Source organism: Paenibacillus sp. CECT 9249, from assembly GCF_918697855.1.
GTDB lineage: Bacteria > Bacillota > Bacilli > Paenibacillales > Paenibacillaceae > MSJ-34.
In genome coordinates, this window is the sequence record NZ_CAKKLI010000021.1 from 30,303 (window position 1) to 49,921 (window position 19,619).

Sequence of the window (19,619 nt, forward strand, 5' to 3'; positions counted from 1 at the left end):
TCACGTTACGCGATCGGAGGGAACCCGCTATCATGATAGTATCGAATACTAACACGGATAGAAGGAGAGGTTCCGATTGACGCCTAACGTGATTTTTCAATTTCAAGGACAGGTTGCCGTCGTGACGGGAGGTTCCAAAGGGATCGGCGAAGCGGCGGTGCGCGGATTCGCGGCGGCGGGCGCGACGACGGTCATCGCCGATCTGGACGAGGCCCGCGGCCGGCTGCTGGAAAGCGAACTGCGCGGGGAAGGCACGGACGCGCATTTCATTCCCGTCGACGTCGGCAGCGACGAGCAGATGAAGCGGCTGATGGAGCAGGCGTTTTCCTTACGGGGCAGGCTCGACTTTCTATATAACAACGCCGGAGTGGCAATAGCCGGAGAGGCTGCGCTGACGAGCGATTCGGATTGGCAGAAGGTGTTGAACATCAATTTGGGCGGCGTATTTCGCGGGTGCAAATACGCGATCCCCTATATGCGGCGGCAAGGCAAAGGGGCGATCGTCAATTGCGCGTCGACCCAGGCGCTGAACGGCTTCGTCGGATGGGCGGCCTACAGCGCGTCCAAAGGCGGCATTCTCGCCTTCACGCGGCAGACGGCTGTGGAATACGCGAGGCAGGGCATTCGCATCAACGCCGTGGCGCCGGGCACGATTATGACGCCGATGAACGAGCGGATATTTGCGGAAGCGGAAGATCCCGACGCGCTGATCCGGCTCTGGAACGAAGCGCATCCGATCGGCAGATTCGGACAGCCCGAAGAGGTCGCGAATTTGGTCCTGTTTCTGTGCAGCGACGCCGCTTCGTTTATTACGGGCCAGACGTTCACGGCGGACGGCGGCCAGTCGGTCAGGGGCGAATAACGGCAAAGGAGGAGGACCAATGAGCATGAATCATTACGACTATATCAAGGTCGAGCAAGACGGAGGGGTCGCGACGCTCACGCTGCTGCGCGAGGCGAAGCTGAATGCGATGAACAGCGCCATGATGGCGGAGCTGACGGACTGCTTCCGCCGCATACACGAGCGAGCGGATGTGCGCGCCGCGATACTGACCGGATCCGGCAAGGCGTTCATGGCGGGGGCGGATATCGAGGAATACAGCGGATTCGACTTGGGCGCTTTCTTCGCGTTTCAGAACAAGGGGCGCGACATGTACCGGGCGATCGAGGAATGCGCGAAGCCGGTCATTGCCGCGGTCAACGGGTACGCGCTTGGCGGAGGGTTCGAATTGGCGCTCGCCTGCGATTTGATCGTCGCTTCGGAGAAAGCGAAGTTCGGGCTGCCGGAAGTGAAGCTGGGCCTTGTTCCGGGCGGAGGCGGCATTCAGAAGGCGCTCCGCGCCGTCGGCCCTTATGCGGCTAAGGAAATGCTCATGACGGGGAGATTTTTGTCCGCCGGGGAAGCCATGGAGCTGCGTATCGTCAATGAAGTGACGGAACCGGAGCGGTTGCTCCCTGCCGCCGCGTCGCTTGCGCAACAGATCGCGGAGAAAGCGCCGCTTGCCGTGCAAGCCTTGAAGAAGCTCGTGAACGAGGGGCGCGACGCCAGCCTGGAAACGGCCCAAGCTTACGACAGAAGCTATTTGGCGAGTCTTTTCTACAGCCGGGACGCGCAGGAGGGTATTGCCGCCTTCGTCGAGAAACGCGATCCGGTATTCACTGGCAAATAAATTGCTTGCGACGAGGTGGGACGATTATGCGATTTCGGGCTTACGAAGAAACCGGCGCTTCCGGCCGCGCCATCGTGCTTGCGGATACGGAGCATGACTCGCTTGCCGTCATTGCGCCGGATGTCGGCTTTAATATGATCCGCTGCCGCTTGGGAGGACATGAAACGATCGAAGGACCTCCGGACAGGCAGACGCTTGCGCTGCGCTCGTCCGAATTCGGGGTTCCCCTGTTATGGCCGCCGGGCCGCATCGCTCGCGGGGCGTTTGCGTTTCGCGGCAAGCCGTACGCGTATCCGGTGCATGAGGGAATCCATCATCTGCACGGCGAGATTCGCATGCGGCCATGGAACGTCGTATCGCTGGAGGCGGACCAAGAGGGGAGCGCCTCGGCGACGGCGGAGTTCCGTTTCGAGCGGACGGAAGCTTCGCCCGCTTATTACCCGCATTCCGTCGCGCTTCGCATGACTTGGCGCTTGTGCGGCAAGCGGGTCTTCGGAACGATCGAGGCGGCCAACGAGGGCGAGGAGGAAGTTCCGTTCGGTTTCGGCCTGCATCCGTATTTCGCGTTTCGCGGTGCGGCGGAGGAAGTTGCGTTCAAGGCGGATGCCGCGTTGCAGTATTTCGCCGACGCGGACGGAGTCTGTCGCCGGATGCCCGTTCGTACCGGCTTATGCGAAGAGATGGGTGAAGAGTTGACGTTGGATCGGCTGCCGAAAGATGTAGATCATTTCGTGTTCAGGATGAAAGAAGACGCAAGACATTGCGAGATCTTCCGCAAAGAGGATAACTTGCGGATCCGGTTCGACTACGATCGCGGATTTCCTTATCTCATCGTCTTCAAACCGGCTTGGATGAACGCGTTGTCGCTTGAACCTTGGAGCTGCATCTCGGATGCGAATAATTCGCCCCTGCCGCCGAAATGGACGGGGGCGGCGGGGCTTCAAGCGGGAGAACGGCGCCGGATGGAATGGTCGTGGCAGGCGGAATCGATGGAAGGAGAAGCTCGAAGCGAGCAAGAAGCGAGCAAGGAGCAAACAAGGAGTAAGCAAGGAGCAAGGCTTCCCTCCGCAGAAGGCTCCCGATATGCAAGATGAAAGGATGGAAGACATGGAGAAGGCACTCAAAGGCATTAAAGTTCTGGATTTTACCCATTTGCTGCAAGGCCCTTTCGCGACGCAAATGCTCGGCGATCTGGGAGCGGACGTCATCAAAGTCGAACGGAAAGGAAGCGGCGATAGCTACCGCGCATGGTCTTTCCTGAAATATTGGGTGGGGGGAACGGAGTCGCCTTGTTTTCTGGCGTTCAACCGGAACAAGCGCTCTCTCGCGCTCGACTTGAAGTCGCAGGAAGCGAAGGACGTCATTTATAGGCTGGTACGGGAATGCGATTTCGTCATCGAAAATTTCCGGCCGGGCGTGATGGAGAAGCTGGGATTCGGCTATGAGGATTTCAAGAAAATCAATCCCCGCATCATTTACTGTTCCAGCACCGGTTACGGGCAGGACGGACCGTACGCGGAGCGGCCGGGCCAAGATCTGATGATTCAATGCCTTAGCGGTCTGACAACGCTGACCGGTCGCAAAGATGCCGATCCGACGCCGCTCGGGACGGGCATCGCCGATCAGTTGGGCGCCTACAATATCGTATACGGATTGCTATCCGCCCTCTATTATCGGGAGCGGACAGGCAAAGGGCAGAAGATCGATATCAATCTGTTCCAATGCTTGCTTACCCATCAGCTTCAAGAATTCGCGGTAACGCTCAATTCGGGACGGTTGTTCGAACGCCCGCTGTCGGGAATCGCCCACCCGGGACAGTCGGCGCCGTTCGGCATATACCGGACTTCGGACGGCTATGTATGCATCTCGGTCAACCCGATTCCGATACTGGCGGAAGTGTTGGAAGACGAAGGGCTGAACGAATATAACGATCCCGACACGCTGTACGATAAACGGGACGAGGTGTTCTACCGCATTCAAGCGAGCGTGGTGAAACGGCCAACCGCCTATTGGGTCGAGAAAATGCTGGAACGCGATATGTGGGTATCCGAAGTCAAGAACCATCTGGAAGTCGAACAGGATCCGCAAGCCGTTCATTTGCAGGCGTTTACGAGCTATCAACATCCTACCGCGGGCGAGGTGAAGACGGTCAATATCCCGGTCAAATTCAGCGAAACCCCGGGCGAAATCGTTCGACATCCTCCGCTTGTCGGCGAGCATAACGAGGAAATATTGAGAGAGCTTGGGTATGACAGCGCCAGCATTGCCGGCATGAAAGGCAAAGGGGTGATCTGACGTGATTGCGCTCAAGGGCATGACATGGGATCACGAGCGGGGGTACGATCCGCTGCTGCGAACGACCGAACGGTTTGCCGCGCACTATCCGGACGTAACGATTCATTGGGACCGCCGGTCGTTGAAAGACTTCGGGGATTACCCGGTGGACGCGCTGGCGCAGGAATACGATCTTCTTATGATCGATCATCCTCATGTTGGCATCTGCTCGGCGAATGGCGTGCTTGTTCCGCTGGACGATTGGATTCCGGCGGATTACCTCGCCGATCAATCCGAAGGCAGCGTAGGGCCGAGCCATCGGAGTTACCAATGGGGCGGCCGCCAATGGGCGCTCGCGGTCGATGCCGCGGCGCAGGTGTCTTCGTATCGGCCCGACCTGCTGCAGGGGTATAAGCTTCCGTCGACCTGGACGGAAGTGCGCAAGCTGGCCGATGCCTTGCCTTCTGGCCGCAAGATCGGCTGGCCCCTCTGTCCGACGGATGCGATGTGCAGCTTCCTGTCGCTATGCGCCAACATCGGAGGGGCGTCGTTCTTCGACGAAGCGGCCGGCATACCGCGCACGACCGGAGAAGCTGCGCTCGCCTTCCTTGACGGAATGCTTCCGCTGCTTCACGAATGCTCGCTCGCTTCGAATCCGATCCAAATGTACGACCGGATGTCGTCCACGGACGAGATCGCGTACGTGCCGCTCGCCTTCGGATATACGAACTATGCCAGAGCGAGCTACGCGGGCCGCCGGTTGCGGTTCGCCGATATTCCTTCGATGACGGGCGCACCCGAGCAAGCGTTACTGGGCGGAGTTGGGATCGCCGTCTCGGCCCGTTCGGAACATATTCCCGTTGCCGTTCGGTACGCGATGTTCGTTGCCAGCCCCGAAGTGCAGCGCACGATCTATTATGAGGCGGGCGGGCAACCGGGGCATGCGGCGGCCTGGACGGATGAGCGGATCAACGGGGACTGCGGCGATTTCTTCGTTGCCACGCGCCGAACGATGGAGAACAGTTACATGAGACCGAGACATCCGGCGTTTCCCGCTTATCAGGAGCAAGCCGGCGTCATTCTTCACGAAGCGTTGGAGCGCTCGTTGGCGGGGCGGCCGCTCTCCGAATCCGCGACGTTGGCGGAATTGAACCGGTTGTACGCTTCGTTTATTTGAAGACATGAACGGATGACGAGAAAACCTCCAATCCACTTCGCACCTAGGTCGCGTTTGGAGATGGAGGTTTTTTTGGCGTTAAAATCGGGCATTTGCATGTTGTATCCCCCCCATACTCATGATTTTTTCCCCTTCTGTCAAAATCCCCTTCGTTCAGAAAGCTGGAGAATAACTGTTTCGTCATCGGCCCTGGGTTGTCGATCCTGAGTTTTCGTCCGCACCATCTCCTTCCGTCCCCTTCTGTCGAAATCCCCTTCGCTCAGAGAGCTGCAGAATAACTGTTTCGTTCATATATTCAAGCAGGGAAGACTTTAATTCGGCAAAGGCGAACTAGTTTTTCTTCCAAAAAAATAAAAATAGAGATTGTATACAGAACATATGTTTGATATAATGAAAGGGAACGTAGGTTTCCATTATTGTGACGGGAGGTTATTCCATGACCGAGTTGTTATCCTTTGAAGCGTTCTCAGCCTATTATGAGAAGGAAGAGACGTGTGTACAAGCATGGTTCGAGATGCGATGGCCGGACGGCTTTCGCTGCCCCCGGTGTCAGCATCCCGGCGCTTACGTCATTATGACCCGCAGACTTCCTTTATACGAGTGTCAAAGCTGCAGAGCGCAGACCTCGCTTATTGCGGGGACGGTCATGGAAGGCAGCCGCACTTCGCTGCACAAATGGTTTCAGGCGATCTATCTTCATTCCCGGCCGGAGAGCGTCAACGCGGTCCAATTAGCCCGGATCATTGAGGTCACCTACAAAACGGCTTGGCTGATCTGCCATAAGCTTCGGCATGCCATGTCTCAAACCGAATCGGCGGAGCTGTTGTCCGGGCTGGTTCGCATTTCGGAGGCCATCTATGCAAGACGGATTACGCCGCCCTTTTGGTCATGGCACGTGCCGGAACAACCTCTTTTGGTCGGTGTCTCGACGGACGACAACGGAACCATCCTCAAGTTGAAAATAGAGAAGCAAAAGAAAGAAAAAATCAAAGACCCCTATACGCCTTTTTCGGTTGAAGGTTTTATCGATCGTCATGTGGAAAGGAAAGCGGCAGCCCATGCCGTTGTAACGCGCTGTACGGGGCGCAGGCGCAACCTCAGATTGATCTCACTTGCGTGGGAAGCGGAGAAATGGTTGGCAGCTTTGTTTGGAGGGATTGGCAGCAAACATTTGCAAGCTTATCTAAATCAATTTTGCTATATGTTTAATCATTTCCGGCAGTCTCTGCTCAAACCGCTGTTTGATAGCTGTGTGAAGTCTCGAACGATTACTTATCGGGAGCTTGTCGGCAGTGACGCTGAATCGGGCATGACTCATTATCAAATCGCATCCTAGTTTGAGAAGCGTTTCATTTCTTTAATTGGATTGTCATTGTTTCATTTTACATCGGCTGTGGACAAATGTTGTGCATGTCTGTCCTGTTGAGGCGCCCGAAATATTCATTTCAAATGGTAGCTGGTACGTGAATTCCTTTTGTACCTTATATCCTGAGCGACGGGGATATCGACAGAAGGCGGAAAAAAGGGGGATATCGCCCCCGCCGCATAACGAAAAAGGGGAGGCTCCCCACAAGGATAGAAAACGAAAGGGGCGAACCCCGCAAGGATAGAAGCGAGAGGAGGACCCCCGCAAGGATAGAAGACAGTGAGCGTTGGCAACAAAAAAGAACCTCGAAAGGTTCTCGAAAGGTCCTTGTTTTGTTTCCTCGCGCAAAGTATTTAGGTTAAATCGAGCCGCTTGGGACGGCTCCGCCGTACACGCTCTGCGTAATGATCTCGGATACTTCCGATATGTACGCTTCATACGCGTCGGGAGAGAGGCTTCCGCTAGCGAGGCGCATGTCCAGTTGCTCCGTTAATTCGGCGACTTGCAGATCGATCACGTTCTGCACATCCGCATCGTTGCTTGCGGCGATGTCTGCCAATGATTTGCCGTTATACAGGCCGTCATAGATTTCTTCATCCGATGCGGCGCCAAGCACTTGCTGCAGTTGATTCTGTGCGTCAGCGTCTTGAGTCCTTTGATCGGCTCCTTTGAATTTGCAACAAGTGCTATATTTATCGCCAATCGCCGCGGCGTTCGTTTCTTCATTCCACACGACGCCAATGGCTATGGCGACTGCCATCGTACTGACGATAATGATTCGTTTCGGGCTCATATGGTAAAATCCTCGTTTCCGGGGCGATGGTTGCAAATACTTTTTGCCCCTAATATACTTCTACGGATCGGATTGAATTTCGTTGCAAAAAATTTTTGCAATGAAAGGAACCTCGCCCGGCCGGACCCCGCTCCACATCATGACGAACGGTACTTCTCCTGAAACTCCCCTGGCGGCATGCCGTAATGCTGCTTGAAGACATGCGAGAAATGTTTCGAGCTTAAATATCCGACCTTGGCCGCGATGTCGGCGATTTTGTGGCGGCTGGATTGCTTGAGCAGCTTGGCGGCTTGTTCCATGCGGATTCGGGTCAGGAATTTGATATACCCTTCTTGATGGCGCTGGCTGAAGACGCTGCTTAAATAGGCGGAAGAGACGCCGATTTTCTCGGCGATGAGGGCGAGGCTGATCGGCTCGCCGTAATGTTCGCATATATAAGCTTTCGCCCGGGCGACCATATCCTGCTCGTCCCATCCGTTCGGAGCGTGGCCGCCGCGCAACCGTTGCAAAGCTTCCTTGAAAATGTCCACTACATTTTCTCGAGTCAGGCGGTCGTTATAGATCGCCAATTTCTTCAGCGCGTTGATGGCCGCTTCCGTCTGTTCCGGCAGCTTGTCGGTCCGGACGGATTCGACATACCGAATCATCGCAATGCCGAACAATTGCGCTTGCCGAACGCCGACCGGTTCGATGCAGTCGGCATATTGGCGCAATGGCGCGAGATAAGCCCATTCGTCCGGTTCGCGCAGGGCGGCGCCAATATTCAGGAGACAATGATCGATCTCGCGGATCAGCGCCTGGTCCCGCGACGTATGCCCGGGATCGGCGTCGTAACCGTACAGCTTCCCCGTTCCATGAATCAACCGCATTTGAATGCCGTCCCGGGCATGCCGGTACGAAACGTCCAATTGCAATACGTCGCTAACGGCCGTGCCGATCGCCCCGGTAATTGTCAGCTTCGTATGGCGAAGCAGCGCCTCGGACAACGGTTCATAAAGCCGGCGGCAATTCGCCGCAATATGTCGTTCGTCCTCTCCCGTCACGAATACGCAAGTATTCTGTTCCGTATCGTTGAAGACGATGCCGAGTCCAAGCTCCTCCGCGAGTTCCTCCGCCATTTGGCGCACAATAAACCGGAAGACGGAGCTGTCGGACGCGGCGCCCGATTGGGCGAGCAGCACATTCTCGTCCAAGGCCAGCACCATAACGGCGGCATCCGCCTCGATCAGATTGACCTTTAATCTGTACATAAGGGGATGCAGCGTTTTGACGTCGATATCGTTGCCGGTGGCTGCCGCAGCCAGAAACTGCTTGATCACTTGCTTATGCGTCATTTCCGACACGCTCTTCATCGCTTGCAGCGCCAGTTCGTTGGTGGACGACTGTTCGAGCTCGCGTTCGATCATGTCCAGCGCCTGCGTCAACTCTTCCTTCAGAATCGGCTTTAATAAATAATTGTCGACCCCGTAACGAATCGCTTCCTGCGCGAGCGGAAATTCGTCGTACCCGGAGAGAATAATGATTTTCTGCTGCGGAAACCGGGCGGCAATCAGACGGCATAGCTCCAAACCGTCCATCTCCGACATTTTAATATCGGTAATGACCAGATCGTACCGCTCCTGCTGCATCATTTCCCAAGCGTCACGCCCGTCGATCGCGACGGAGCGGACCTCCCACCGTTCCTTCCAGCGGGGAATGTTCGTTTGCAGGAAATCTCGCGTCAATTTCTCGTCGTCGACCACTAATATGCTATACATGAGGACCATCCTTTTTTGCGATCGTTGCAGGGAATTTGATTTTCACCAACGTCCCCTGCCCCGGCGTACTGTTCACTTCGAGACCGTATGCGGGGCCGTATTTCATTTTGATCCGCTTATCGATATTGACAAGGCCGATCCCGGCGCCGTTCCCTGGCTTCATGGGCGTATCCGGCAGCCGCTCTTCCGGCGAAGGCAATCCGCCTTGCAGTTTCTTCTGCAACGATCGGAGCTGCTCCTCGCTCATGCCTTTCCCGTCATCTTCGACGAGGAAGACGATCTGTTCTTCCGTTTGCCGCGCATCCACTCGAATCGTCGTTTGGCCCCGTTTCGCTTCGCAACCGTACACGACGGCATTCTCGACAATCGGCTGGAAAATAAACGGCGGAATGAGCGCTTGCAGCAAGCGATCGTCGATCGCAATACGGTACGCCAGCCGATCCTCGAACCGGCTGCATTGAATGTCCAAGTATGCGCGCAGCAATTCGATCTCCCGCTTGATCGTCACTTCCTTGTCCCAAGTCGTCATGCTCCGAAGCATGAAGCTGAGCTGATGAATATGCTTCAGCGCCTTCTCCTCTTGGTCGCTCTGCATGAGCAGCGAGATCATATTCAATGTGTTGAAGATGAAATGCGGGCGAATTTGGCTTTGCAGCGCGTTAATTTGCGCCTCTTGCTGCAGCAGCTTGGCCTCGTACACTTCCTTGACAAGCTCCGTATTGGTACGCAGCATGTCGTTCACTTTATCGATGAGCGCGTTAAAGGACGTGCCTAAATATCCGATTTCATCCGGGCCCGGATCCGGGTAGCGGACGTCCAACTGTCCTTGCTCCACCCGTTTCATTAACCGGACGATTTGCAGCAGCGGATGCAGAAACCGTCTTACGAAGAAGGCGAGCAACAAAATGGAGAGCAGCGAACAGAGTACGGCGAAGAGGAAAGCCGTATTTCTCGTTTGCACCGAATGCCGGTTGAGCTCATCGAGCGAGTTCACGGCGACGATCGTCCATTCGACCTTCGGAATGTCGGCGGAATTGACTAGAATTTGCCTGCGGTTTCGGTCGGTCGTCACGAAAGGCTGCTCCTTGACGGGAAGATGCCGGTATTCGTCCAGCAGCTCCCGGTTCCGCTCGTTGGCGTACACGATGTTGCGCTGCCGGTCCATGATGAAGAAGCTGCCTTTTTGCCCGACGTTAACTTTTTCCGAGATGTTCCGAATGCCTTCATAATTGGCGTCGACCTTGATCGCGCCCAAAATTTTATTCGTATGGTCGATGCTGCGCAGCTGTTTGACGATGGAGAATACTTCCGCTTTATCATTCTTCACCATATGCTGCTGCTGCGCCGGAACGAAAATCGGGTCCTTCGTCGTCAACGCTTTTTGAAACCACGGATAATCCTGGAATGGCACGCTCGTATCGATCGACAACGGGAACCGCCCGCTAAAGTATATGTCGTCCGCTAGGATGAAGACGCGCAAAATATCTTTCCGCGGATAGATCATAATTTCATCCAAATAGTTTTCCAGCAATCTCCGTTTATAGAGCTGTTCCAGACTGTCGAGCGGATGTTGATGTTCGAGCGATTCCATCACTTCGTTGTTGCGGTACGGCGACAGCGACAGGCGGAATAATTCGTCCAGGTAGGTGCTGACGTTCATGGATACTTGCTCGATCGTTTGCTGCACCTGGTTGGCGGCTTGCCGCTGGAAGTCGTTCGTATATTTTAAATAGGATAAGACTGAGACTACGAATACGGAGACGAGCACGAAAATCGCGGTGAAAAATAATAGTTTGGCCCGAATGCTCCAGTTGCGGTATGACTTCAAACGCTTCATGCCCGATCACCTCTTATGAACAGTGTAAAGAATATGCCGTCCGTCTTTCAACAAATATGAAAAAACAGTACTTCGATCTAAAAAAGCCGGTGTTTCGCCAGCCGGCAATGTACCTTAACATAAGGAGTAGAAGGATTGGCCAATCCATATCCCTTCGGTTTGAAGAGACTTAGGAGGACATCGAAGATGAAACGATTTTTGTCATTATCATTAATCCTGGCGCTTGTCATTATTCTGGCAGCCGGATGCGGGGGCGGGGGAAGCGCGGATCAAGCCGAGCCCGGCAAAAAGGCGAATGTGACATTGCAATTTTTCACCGGCAAAGTGGAAACGGTCGATCTGATGAACGAATTGATCGCCAAGTTTGAAGCGGAAAATCCGGGGATCGAAGTAGAGCAAGAATTTCAAAAAGACGCAAGCAACGTATTTAAAGTGAAATTGGCTTCGGGAGACGTGCCGGACATTACGACGGTCGTATCCCAAGAATATATCGATCAGGGACAATATTTGGACCTATCCGACGAGCCGTTCTGGCCGCGCGTTCTGCCTTCCATTCAGGAGCTGACGGCCGACGTCAAAACCGGGAAGCATTACAAAGCCGCGTCCAATGTAACGATGGGCGGGATATTCTACAATAAGCAATTGTTTGACGAGTTGAATTTGAAGCCGGCGAATACGTGGGAGGAATTCAAGGCGAATCTTGCGGTGATCAAAGAGAAGCGTCCCGATGTGGTGCCGCTGTTCCTGGCCGGCAAAGAATCTTGGACGTTAGGGCAATTGGTTGAGTTCGTCGCCCATGGCCCGGTCAAGCAAGAGAAAGGCGTCTTGGAAGCGAAGAAGGCGTTTATCAATAACGACGAAAGCCAGCTTCAATTCGGCGAGCCGCAAGGCGCGATGGATATGTTCGCCCAGCGTCTGACGGAGCTTAAGGACGAAGGATTGATCAACGGCGACGCGATTACGGCGACGTACGACAATCAGAAAGAGGCGTTCGTGCAAGGGAAGGCCGCCATGATCATTCAAGGCATGTGGGTCATGGGCGACTTGCTCAAGATGGCGCCGGATTTCCAAGACAACATCGGATTCGCTGCGATTCCTTCGGTGGTAGACGGCTTGAAGCCTGTCGTCCTGTCGGCGGAAGATTCGGCTTATGCGATTACGGCGGAATCGAAGCATCCGGAAGAAGCGAAGAAGTTTCTGGACTTCCTGTTTCAGCCGGAAAATTTGAAGATATATAGCGAAGCGTTGAAATCGCCGGCAGCGTTCACGGATGTCGATGCCGATTGGGGACCGCTCAAAGACGCGGCGGCGCAGGCGCTGGAATCGAGCGCGGCGATCGCGTTCACGGATTGGCCGTCCGGATTCTCCGGAGACGATGCGGGACGCATGGTGCAGGAATTGTTGGTCGGCAAATATAAGAGCTCGCTGGAATTTGCCCAGGCGTTCCAAGACACATGGAATAAAGCTTGGCAAGCGAACAACAGATAAGAGGGAGGATGGAAGGGGGAGGCAAACGTCCGGCAGCGGGCGATGCGGCATCCCTTCCGTTTCTTTTTTAGCCTGGTTTTAAGGAGAGGTAAACCATGGGGTTTTTACGTGCGGTGAACAACAATTTGCATAAGTTTATGGCAATTCCGGCCATTGTATTGTTTGCTTTCTTTTTCATCTATCCGTTGGCGAAAGGCGTAGGCATCAGCTTGACCGATTCCAACGGGATATCGGCAGCGAATTTTGTCGGGCTCAGGAATTTTTCCGATTTTTTCCGGGACGACCGGGCGACGCACGATATGATGACGACGCTCCTGTTTGCGCTCGGCTGCGCGCCTTTGCTGAATATTTTCGGATTATTGTATGCTCTGCTGCTTGATCGCAAATTGGCGGGCAAAGGGATGGTAAGAGCGATCGTATATTTGCCAGCGGTAATCAGCCCGCTCATTATGGGGTATATTTGGTATTTTATTTTACAGCCGCAAAGAGGGTTTCTGTATCATCTCGGGGAGCAGTTCTATATAGAATTTCTGAAAAGCAACTGGCTGGGCGACAGTTCGAGCGCGCTTATCGTGCTCATTATCGTCAACGTTTGGCAATTCGTCGGCATGACGATGATCGTTTATTTGGCGGGACTGCAATCGATTCCTTCCGAACTGTACGAAGCGAGCAAAATCGACGGCGCTGGGGCTTGGTCGACGTTATGGAACGTAACCATTCCGATGCTGTACCCTTCGATCAAAATCAATGTGGTGACCAACATTATCGGCTCGCTCTCCGTATTCGACATCGTTGTGGCGTTGACGGACGGCGGTCCCGGCTACAGTACGGAAACGCTCAGCTTATATATTATGCGCATGCAATACGGAAGCTTTACCGGATATTCGACTGCCGTGGCGTTAATTTTGTTCTTGATCATTATTATCCCGGTTTCCTTGTTTCTATGGCTCACCAAAAATAAAGAAGTCGAGATGTAATGGGGGGGACGATGATGAAATCGATAGGTGTCATATTGAAATATGCGGCCGTCGCGGTCATTTGCATATTAGCGTTAATTCCGTTCTACGTTTTGTTCTATCTGTCGTTAAATACGCCATCCCGGACGTTGTTCGACGGCGTCTTGCTGCTGCCGGATTTTCATTTCAGCAATTATATCGAAGCTTGGCGGGTGTCCAACATCGGCACGGCCATCGTCAATTCGCTGATCATTACGATCGGGGCGCTCGCCGTCATGCTGGGGCTGGCAAGTGCGGCCGGTTATTCGATCGCCCGTTTTCCGCATAAAGTCAATATGCTTATTTTCAATGTGCTGCTCGTATGCATGATGGTTCCGGCGATTATTATTACCGTGCCTTTGTATACGTTAATGAGATCGATCGGCGGCATCAATACGCTTTGGGCGATGATTTTGCTGTTGGCGGCGAACGGGCTGCCGTTATCGGTGTTTCTGTACACCAGTTTCATTAAAGCCTTGCCGCGCGAGGTGGAGGAATCGGCCATTATCGACGGCTGCACCTATTTCAGCGCTTTTTGGCGGGTGACGTTTCATTTCCTTAAGCCGATTACGGCTTCGATCGTCATCCTGTCGGGGTTGGGGATATGGAATAACTATGCGCAATCGGTCTTTTTCTTGCAGAAAGAGCAAGTGCGGACGATTCCGCTGGCCGTGTCGATGTTTTTCCAGAAATACGGCGCGGATTGGAACTTGATGGCGGCAGCGGCGATGATCGGGCTGGCTCCCGCGGTGATCGCGTTTCTCATGTTCCAGAAATATTTTATTAAAGGAATTACAGCAGGTGCTGTGAAGGGATAGGAGAGGATTTTGTTGATTAAAGATGTATACCCGGTGTTGGCGCAATTCAGGAGCGGGCAACCGGTTGATATTGCCGTAGAACTGCATAATGAAGCGAACGAAGCGAAAACATGGCGGCTCGAAATCAAAGTCTGCTGGCTGAACCGGACGGTAGAGCGGGTCGTGCAAGAGGTTGTCATGTCTGCGGGGGAAGAACGGAAAATGACGGTACCGCTTAGTCCGCAGACGGCGGAGTTCAACGGGTACGGCGTGGACGTCTTCCTGGCGGAAGGAGAGGAACGGCGCTGGACCGCTTCGACCGCCTTCGACGTCGTGTCCGATTGGCGCAAATCGACGCGGTACGGATTTTTGAGCGATTTTTATACGAGTGAACTGGGCGATGGGGAAGATGTGCTCTGGATGAACAAGCTTCATCTCAACCTGGTGCAATTCTACGATTGGATGTATAAGCATGACGATCTCGTATGCGAGCAAAGCGAATATACCGATTTGATGGGCCGTACGTTGAATTTGGACGTCGTGAAGGAGAAGGTGGCGTTATGCCACGGCTTCGGCATGAAGGCGATCGCTTATGGCGCGATCTATGCGGCGAGCAAGCCCTTCTTCGAACGGCATCGCGATTGGGCGCTGTATCAAAGCGACGGCAAAGAATATGATTTTATTCAAATTTTCACCATTATGAATATCGAGGAAAAGTCGCCGTGGCGCGATCATATCATTGGCGAATACCGACGGACGATCGAGGAGGTCGATTTCGACGGCATTCATTTGGATACGTACGGGTTTCCGAAAACGGGAATTTCGAAGCTGGACGGTCCGGATTCGGAGCGCGTGGTGAGGCTGGAAGAGCATTTTCCAAGCTTTATCGATGAAACAAGAAGCGAATTGGTAAAGGTCAAGAACGATATTGGCCTCATCTTCAACAATGTCGGCAACTGGCCTGTCGATACGGTCGCTCCGGCCGGCCAGGACGCGATCTATATCGAAGTATGGAAGCCGTATGAGCGTTACCATCATATTCAACAAATATTGCGCTGGGCCCAACATTACGGCGAGGGCAAGCCGGTCATACTGGCGGCGTACTTGCAGCCTTTCCGCCTGGATACGCCTGTTCGCGCGCAATATTCGGCATTGCTCATGACCGCGGTCATTGCATCTCACGGCGGATATCATTTGTTGCTTGGGGAGAACGGCGGCGTGCTGACTCAGGCGTACTATGTGGATTATACGCAGACGGAACCGGACTTTTTGCGCAAAATACGCGATTATTACGATTTCAACATTCGGTATGCCAATCTGCTGTACCACGACTCGCTTCGCGACGTGTCCATGACGCATGTGGACGGCGACAATTTGGAGTATGTGTTTGAAAATGTAGACTACAGCACGTACGGCGAACCGGGCAAAGTATGGACGATCGTGCGGGAGAATGCCGATGTGAAAACGATCAGCTTCATCAATCTGACCAATAACGAGGAAGATTTGTGGAACGAAGGCAAGAACAAGCCGCATCCGGCGGCGGATATCCATGTGAAGGTGCTGCTCGAGCGGGAGGTCGAGGCGGTCTATCTGATGTCGCCGGATCGCAATATGGGCAGACCGGAGCCGGTCGAATACAAGATTACCGACAGTTTGCGAGGCAAGACGCTGGAAGCGACGCTTCCTGCGCTGGACGTGTGGAATCTGTTGGCGATCGAACTTAAGCAAAAAGTTGACAGTTGATTACGGGGAGAGATGGATTTGGAACGGAAATGGTGGAAGGAAAGCGTCGTCTATCAGATTTATCCGCGCAGTTTTATGGATAGCAACGGGGACGGAATCGGCGATTTGCAGGGGATCGTCTCCAAGCTGGATTATTTAAAGGAACTGGGAATCGGCATTATTTGGCTCAGTCCGGTGTACGCTTCGCCCAATGACGACAACGGATACGATATTAGCGATTATCAAGCGATTATGGACGAGTTCGGGACGATGGAAGATTGGGAGGAACTGCTGCAGGAAGCCCACCGGCGCGGCATTCGGCTCGTTATGGATTTGGTCGTGAACCATACGTCGGACGAGCATGCCTGGTTCGTCGAAGCGCGTTCGTCCAAGGACAATCCAAAGCGGGACTATTATATTTGGCGTCCGGGACGGGAAGGCGGAGAAGGCGGAGAAGGCCGGGATGGACGGGATGGACGGGAACCGAACAATTGGGTGTCGTTCTTCGGCGGATCCGCCTGGAAGCTTGACGAGCAGACCGATGAATATTATTTGCATTTATTCTCGCAGAAACAGCCGGATTTGAACTGGGAGAACGAGAAGCTGCGCCGGGAGATTTACGATATGATGACATGGTGGCTGGATAAAGGCATCGACGGATTCCGTATGGATGTCATCAATCTCATTTCCAAGGATACGTCGTATCCCGATGCGGCAGAGGAATCCGCGGACCGGTATCAATGGGGCGGGCAATATTTCATGAACGGGCCGCGCATCCATGAGTTTCTGCAAGAGATGAACCGGGAAGTGCTGGCGAAGTACGATGTGATGACGGTCGGAGAAATGCCGGGTGCGACGGTCGAGGAAGCGGTGAAGTATACGTCTTCCGGGCGGGGCGAGTTGAACATGGTGTTCCAATTCGAGCATATGGAGCTTGATTCCGGCGTGAACAAATGGGATGTGAAGCCGTGGAAATTGGCCGATCTGAAGGCCGTCTTCAACAAATGGCAGACCGGATTGCAGGGCAAAGGCTGGAACAGCTTATACTTGAATAATCACGATCAGCCGCGAATGGTGTCGCGCTTCGGCGACGACGGCGAGTATCGCGTGGAATCCGCGAAGATGCTGGCGACATTTCTGCATATGCAGCAAGGCACGCCGTTTATTTATCAAGGGGAAGAGATCGGGATGACCAACGTCCGCTTCCCTTCGATTCAAGACTATCGGGATATCGAAATCTTGAATATGTATCGCGAGAAAATGGAGCAGGGCGCCGACGAACGGGAAGTGATGGAGGCGATCTATGCCAAAGGGCGGGACAATGCCCGCACCCCGTTCCAATGGAACGACGCCCCGCATGGCGGATTTACGACAGGCACGCCATGGCTCGCGGTCAACCCGAATTACAAGACGATCCATGCAAGCAAGGAGCAATCCGATCCGAACTCCATCTATCATTATTACCGGCAGCTTATTCGTCTGCGCCAGGAGCATGACATTATTGTGTACGGCGATTTCCGCATGCTGCTGCCCGAGCATGACCAAATTGTCGCCTATACGCGCAAGCTGGGCGGACAAACGCTGCTGGTCATCCTCAACTTCTCCGACGGCGAGCCGGAATGGCTGCCCCAACCGGGTGTAGACGCGGCGGGCGCCCGTCTGTTGATCGGGAACTATCCCGTGGCCGACGGGTCGGTACCCGGCGAACGGTTCGTATTGAAGCCGTATGAGGCGAGGGTGTATATTTGCGATTAAGCGTTGCGGCTAAAGCGGTAGGGCTAAGCTCCCGGACTTGTCCGGGGGTTTTTCTTACCGCTGATTCATTGCGGATAGTTTGGACGTGAGTCGATTCGATGCATGCGCCGCATATTGTGTACGATTTTTCGCATACATTAGCAGGATCAGGGCTCCAATCGCGAGTTTATGTATGAAATTTCGAACAAACTCGACTGAGCCTGCTTCATAGTTGGTTGATCTACCTGTGCTAGGTAGTGCCGGATTAACAAGTTTCCACTGCGACAAGCGACGAGGCGATTCCGCAAAATTGGATATTGCTTCCTCCCATGTTCTTTGTTATATTTTTGTGTAAACGATAACATACGTAAGATACTGCGCTTTATGCACCAGCGTTTTCGTAGCCGCCTTGCTCGCGTCCCGCGGTGCCGGGGAAATGTGGGGATGAAAAGTCCCTAACCCGCGTCGCATCTTGATAACAATGTACGGAAGAGAGGTTGATGTCCGATGAGCGGCAAGAACGTATAGAGCGACGGATGCGGAAGGCGGCGGCATGGGATGATTTACGATTACGACTGGGGCAACGGGGCAGCCGCCGAAGCATATCTTTGCATTAAAGACCGTTACGGTCAGATGCTGCGGCAGCGATACGGCCTGAAACTTTCATTCGAAGCACCATGATGTTACAAGCGGCATCTTCATTCTGTATGTGTAAACGATAACCTATAAGGAGGTGAGTCCGATGACAGCGTCGGGTTATCCGCCTTAAAGCGGTCCGGTATCATTCAGGAGACGTTAGATGAGAAAGCGACGTTCGTTGCTGTGAACTGGAATTCTGGCGGGGAAAAGTTTATAATTTTGGGATAAGATGAGACGACAGGACGACTTTTCACGTTGAGAGGATCGATGGTTTTGAAAAAGTTGACAGTAAAGGACATCGCGAAGCAATCCGGCGTGTCTACGGCGACGGTATCGCGTGTTTTAAACAATACAGGATATGTGAGCGAACAGGCGCGCGAGAACGTGCTCGAAACGATTCAAAAGCTGAACTATCAGCCTAACTTGATCGCCCGAAGCTTGAAGCAGAAGAAGACGCGGACGGTGGGCATTATTTTGCCGGATATGACGAACCCGTATTTTATGTCGATTGCGAGACAAATTCAGCGGAAATTGATGAGCGAGGGCTATCATTTGTTATTGATGGATTCGGAAGAGGATGCCGGCAAGGAGAGCGAATCGCTCGATTTTTTGATGGAAAAAAGAGTCGAAGCTTTAATTATAGCAGGTACGGGGAAAAACCGCGAGAAATTAAAGATGGTAGATTCGTTGGGGATTCATGTGATTTTGATCGATAGAAGGTTGGAAGGGTTAAAATTCGACGTCATCGCGGAGGATAACCGTTCCGTGTCGGCGGAGGCGGTTGCGTTGCTGCTGGAGAGAGGCCACCGCCGGATCGGCGTCATCAACGGACCCAAGTCCGTCGTTACGGCCAAAGAACGGTTTGCAGGCGTGAACGACGCGTTTGCCGCATCCGGGCTTACGCTTGACGAGCGCTACGTCTATAGCGGCGATTACACGAAACAATCGGGAGTGGCGGCGATTCGACATTTAATGAAGCTGTCGCCGGAGCCGACGGCGGTCTTTTCCGCGAATAACGAAATGACTTATGGGTTGTACTTGGGCCTTCATGAAATGGGCATTCCGACGGATCATGTGGAAGTCGTCTCTTTCGGCGACTTGGAGTTTTCCGCGTTGTTCCGGCATAAGCTGTCGGTCATTCGGCAGAACCCGTACGAGATCGGAGACGCGGCGGGAGAGCAAGTGCTGAAACGGTTGAAGCTCAAAAGAACCGATTATGAAAATCGGATGTTTTATCCGCAATTGATCCGGAAGTAGGAAGAGGTCTTTCTGCCGACGGATAAGTTTTTTGCTTCATGTGTAAACGTTAACCTATAAATTTAGTGTTAATAGAGTACTAGTTTTTCGGGATTTTATTTATTTATATGTAA

Annotated in this window: 15 protein-coding genes; 12 read left to right on the forward strand and 3 right to left on the reverse strand. The window is 53.5% G+C overall.

Going from position 1 to position 19,619, the window contains the following annotated elements; translation table 11 throughout:
• The first annotated feature begins 88 nt into the window (after window positions 1-88).
• The 6 genes from LQ229_RS15550 to LQ229_RS15575 all read left to right on the forward strand — a co-directional run bounded on the left by LQ229_RS15550 (window position 89) and on the right by LQ229_RS15575 (window position 6,457).
• Window positions 89-862: an SDR family oxidoreductase gene (locus tag LQ229_RS15550; RefSeq protein ID WP_230192224.1), complete on the forward strand. Its 774-nt coding sequence runs from the start codon at window positions 89-91 to the stop codon at window positions 860-862.
• A 19-nt stretch (window positions 863-881) separates the two neighbouring features.
• Window positions 882-1,670: an enoyl-CoA hydratase/isomerase family protein gene (locus LQ229_RS15555; RefSeq protein WP_230192225.1), complete on the forward strand. Its 789-nt coding sequence runs from the start codon at window positions 882-884 to the stop codon at window positions 1,668-1,670.
• Between the two features lie 26 nt (window positions 1,671-1,696).
• The gene (locus tag LQ229_RS15560) at window positions 1,697-2,764 is read left to right on the forward strand and encodes an aldose 1-epimerase (RefSeq protein ID WP_230192226.1); all 1,068 of its coding nucleotides are present in this window, start codon (window positions 1,697-1,699) and stop codon (window positions 2,762-2,764) included.
• The gene (locus LQ229_RS15565; protein WP_216538296.1) at window positions 2,754-3,965 is read left to right on the forward strand and encodes a CaiB/BaiF CoA-transferase family protein; all 1,212 of its coding nucleotides are present in this window, start codon (window positions 2,754-2,756) and stop codon (window positions 3,963-3,965) included. Before LQ229_RS15560 ends, LQ229_RS15565 begins: the two co-directional genes overlap by 11 nt.
• A 1-nt stretch (window position 3,966) precedes the next feature.
• Window positions 3,967-5,121, forward strand: a complete 1,155-nt coding sequence (locus tag LQ229_RS15570; protein ID WP_230192227.1) for an extracellular solute-binding protein — start codon at window positions 3,967-3,969, stop codon at window positions 5,119-5,121.
• A gap of 436 nt (window positions 5,122-5,557) precedes the next feature.
• Window positions 5,558-6,457, forward strand: coding sequence for a transposase (locus LQ229_RS15575; protein ID WP_216538298.1), 900 nt, complete (start codon window positions 5,558-5,560; stop codon window positions 6,455-6,457).
• A gap of 388 nt (window positions 6,458-6,845) precedes the next feature.
• Here LQ229_RS15575 and LQ229_RS15580 read toward each other — a convergent pair whose 3' ends face one another.
• The 3 genes from LQ229_RS15580 to LQ229_RS15590 all read right to left on the reverse strand — a co-directional run bounded on the left by LQ229_RS15580 (window position 6,846) and on the right by LQ229_RS15590 (window position 10,874).
• Window positions 6,846-7,280, reverse strand: coding sequence for a hypothetical protein (locus tag LQ229_RS15580; RefSeq protein ID WP_230192228.1), 435 nt, complete (start codon window positions 7,278-7,280; stop codon window positions 6,846-6,848).
• A gap of 137 nt (window positions 7,281-7,417) precedes the next feature.
• Entirely contained in the window at window positions 7,418-9,037 is a 1,620-nt protein-coding gene (locus tag LQ229_RS15585; RefSeq protein ID WP_230192229.1) for a response regulator, read from the reverse strand.
• Window positions 9,030-10,874 (reverse strand): sensor histidine kinase, encoded by a 1,845-nt coding sequence (locus LQ229_RS15590; RefSeq protein WP_216538301.1) that lies wholly within the window; start codon window positions 10,872-10,874, stop codon window positions 9,030-9,032. The genes LQ229_RS15585 and LQ229_RS15590 overlap by 8 nt, the downstream gene beginning before the upstream one ends.
• A 186-nt stretch (window positions 10,875-11,060) precedes the next feature.
• Here LQ229_RS15590 and LQ229_RS15595 point away from each other — a divergent pair, with 186 nt between their 5' ends.
• From LQ229_RS15595 to LQ229_RS15620, 6 genes are all read left to right on the forward strand, one after another.
• A complete protein-coding gene (locus tag LQ229_RS15595; protein ID WP_216538302.1) occupies window positions 11,061-12,362 on the forward strand; it encodes an extracellular solute-binding protein in 1,302 nt (433 codons plus the stop codon).
• A 95-nt stretch (window positions 12,363-12,457) separates the two neighbouring features.
• Window positions 12,458-13,339, forward strand: a complete 882-nt coding sequence (locus LQ229_RS15600) for a sugar ABC transporter permease (protein ID WP_216538303.1) — start codon at window positions 12,458-12,460, stop codon at window positions 13,337-13,339.
• Window positions 13,340-13,353: 14 nt separating this feature from the next.
• Window positions 13,354-14,175, forward strand: coding sequence for a carbohydrate ABC transporter permease (locus LQ229_RS15605; RefSeq protein WP_230192230.1), 822 nt, complete (start codon window positions 13,354-13,356; stop codon window positions 14,173-14,175).
• A gap of 12 nt (window positions 14,176-14,187) precedes the next feature.
• Window positions 14,188-15,897 (forward strand): glycoside hydrolase family 66 protein, encoded by a 1,710-nt coding sequence (locus LQ229_RS15610; RefSeq protein WP_216538305.1) that lies wholly within the window; start codon window positions 14,188-14,190, stop codon window positions 15,895-15,897.
• Between the two features lie 18 nt (window positions 15,898-15,915).
• Window positions 15,916-17,631, forward strand: a complete 1,716-nt coding sequence (locus tag LQ229_RS15615; RefSeq protein ID WP_216538306.1) for an alpha-glucosidase — start codon at window positions 15,916-15,918, stop codon at window positions 17,629-17,631.
• Between the two features lie 891 nt (window positions 17,632-18,522).
• Complete coding sequence (locus LQ229_RS15620) at window positions 18,523-19,506, forward strand: LacI family DNA-binding transcriptional regulator (RefSeq protein WP_216540696.1); 984 nt, start codon at window positions 18,523-18,525, stop codon at window positions 19,504-19,506.
• The last annotated feature ends 113 nt before the right edge of the window (window positions 19,507-19,619 follow it).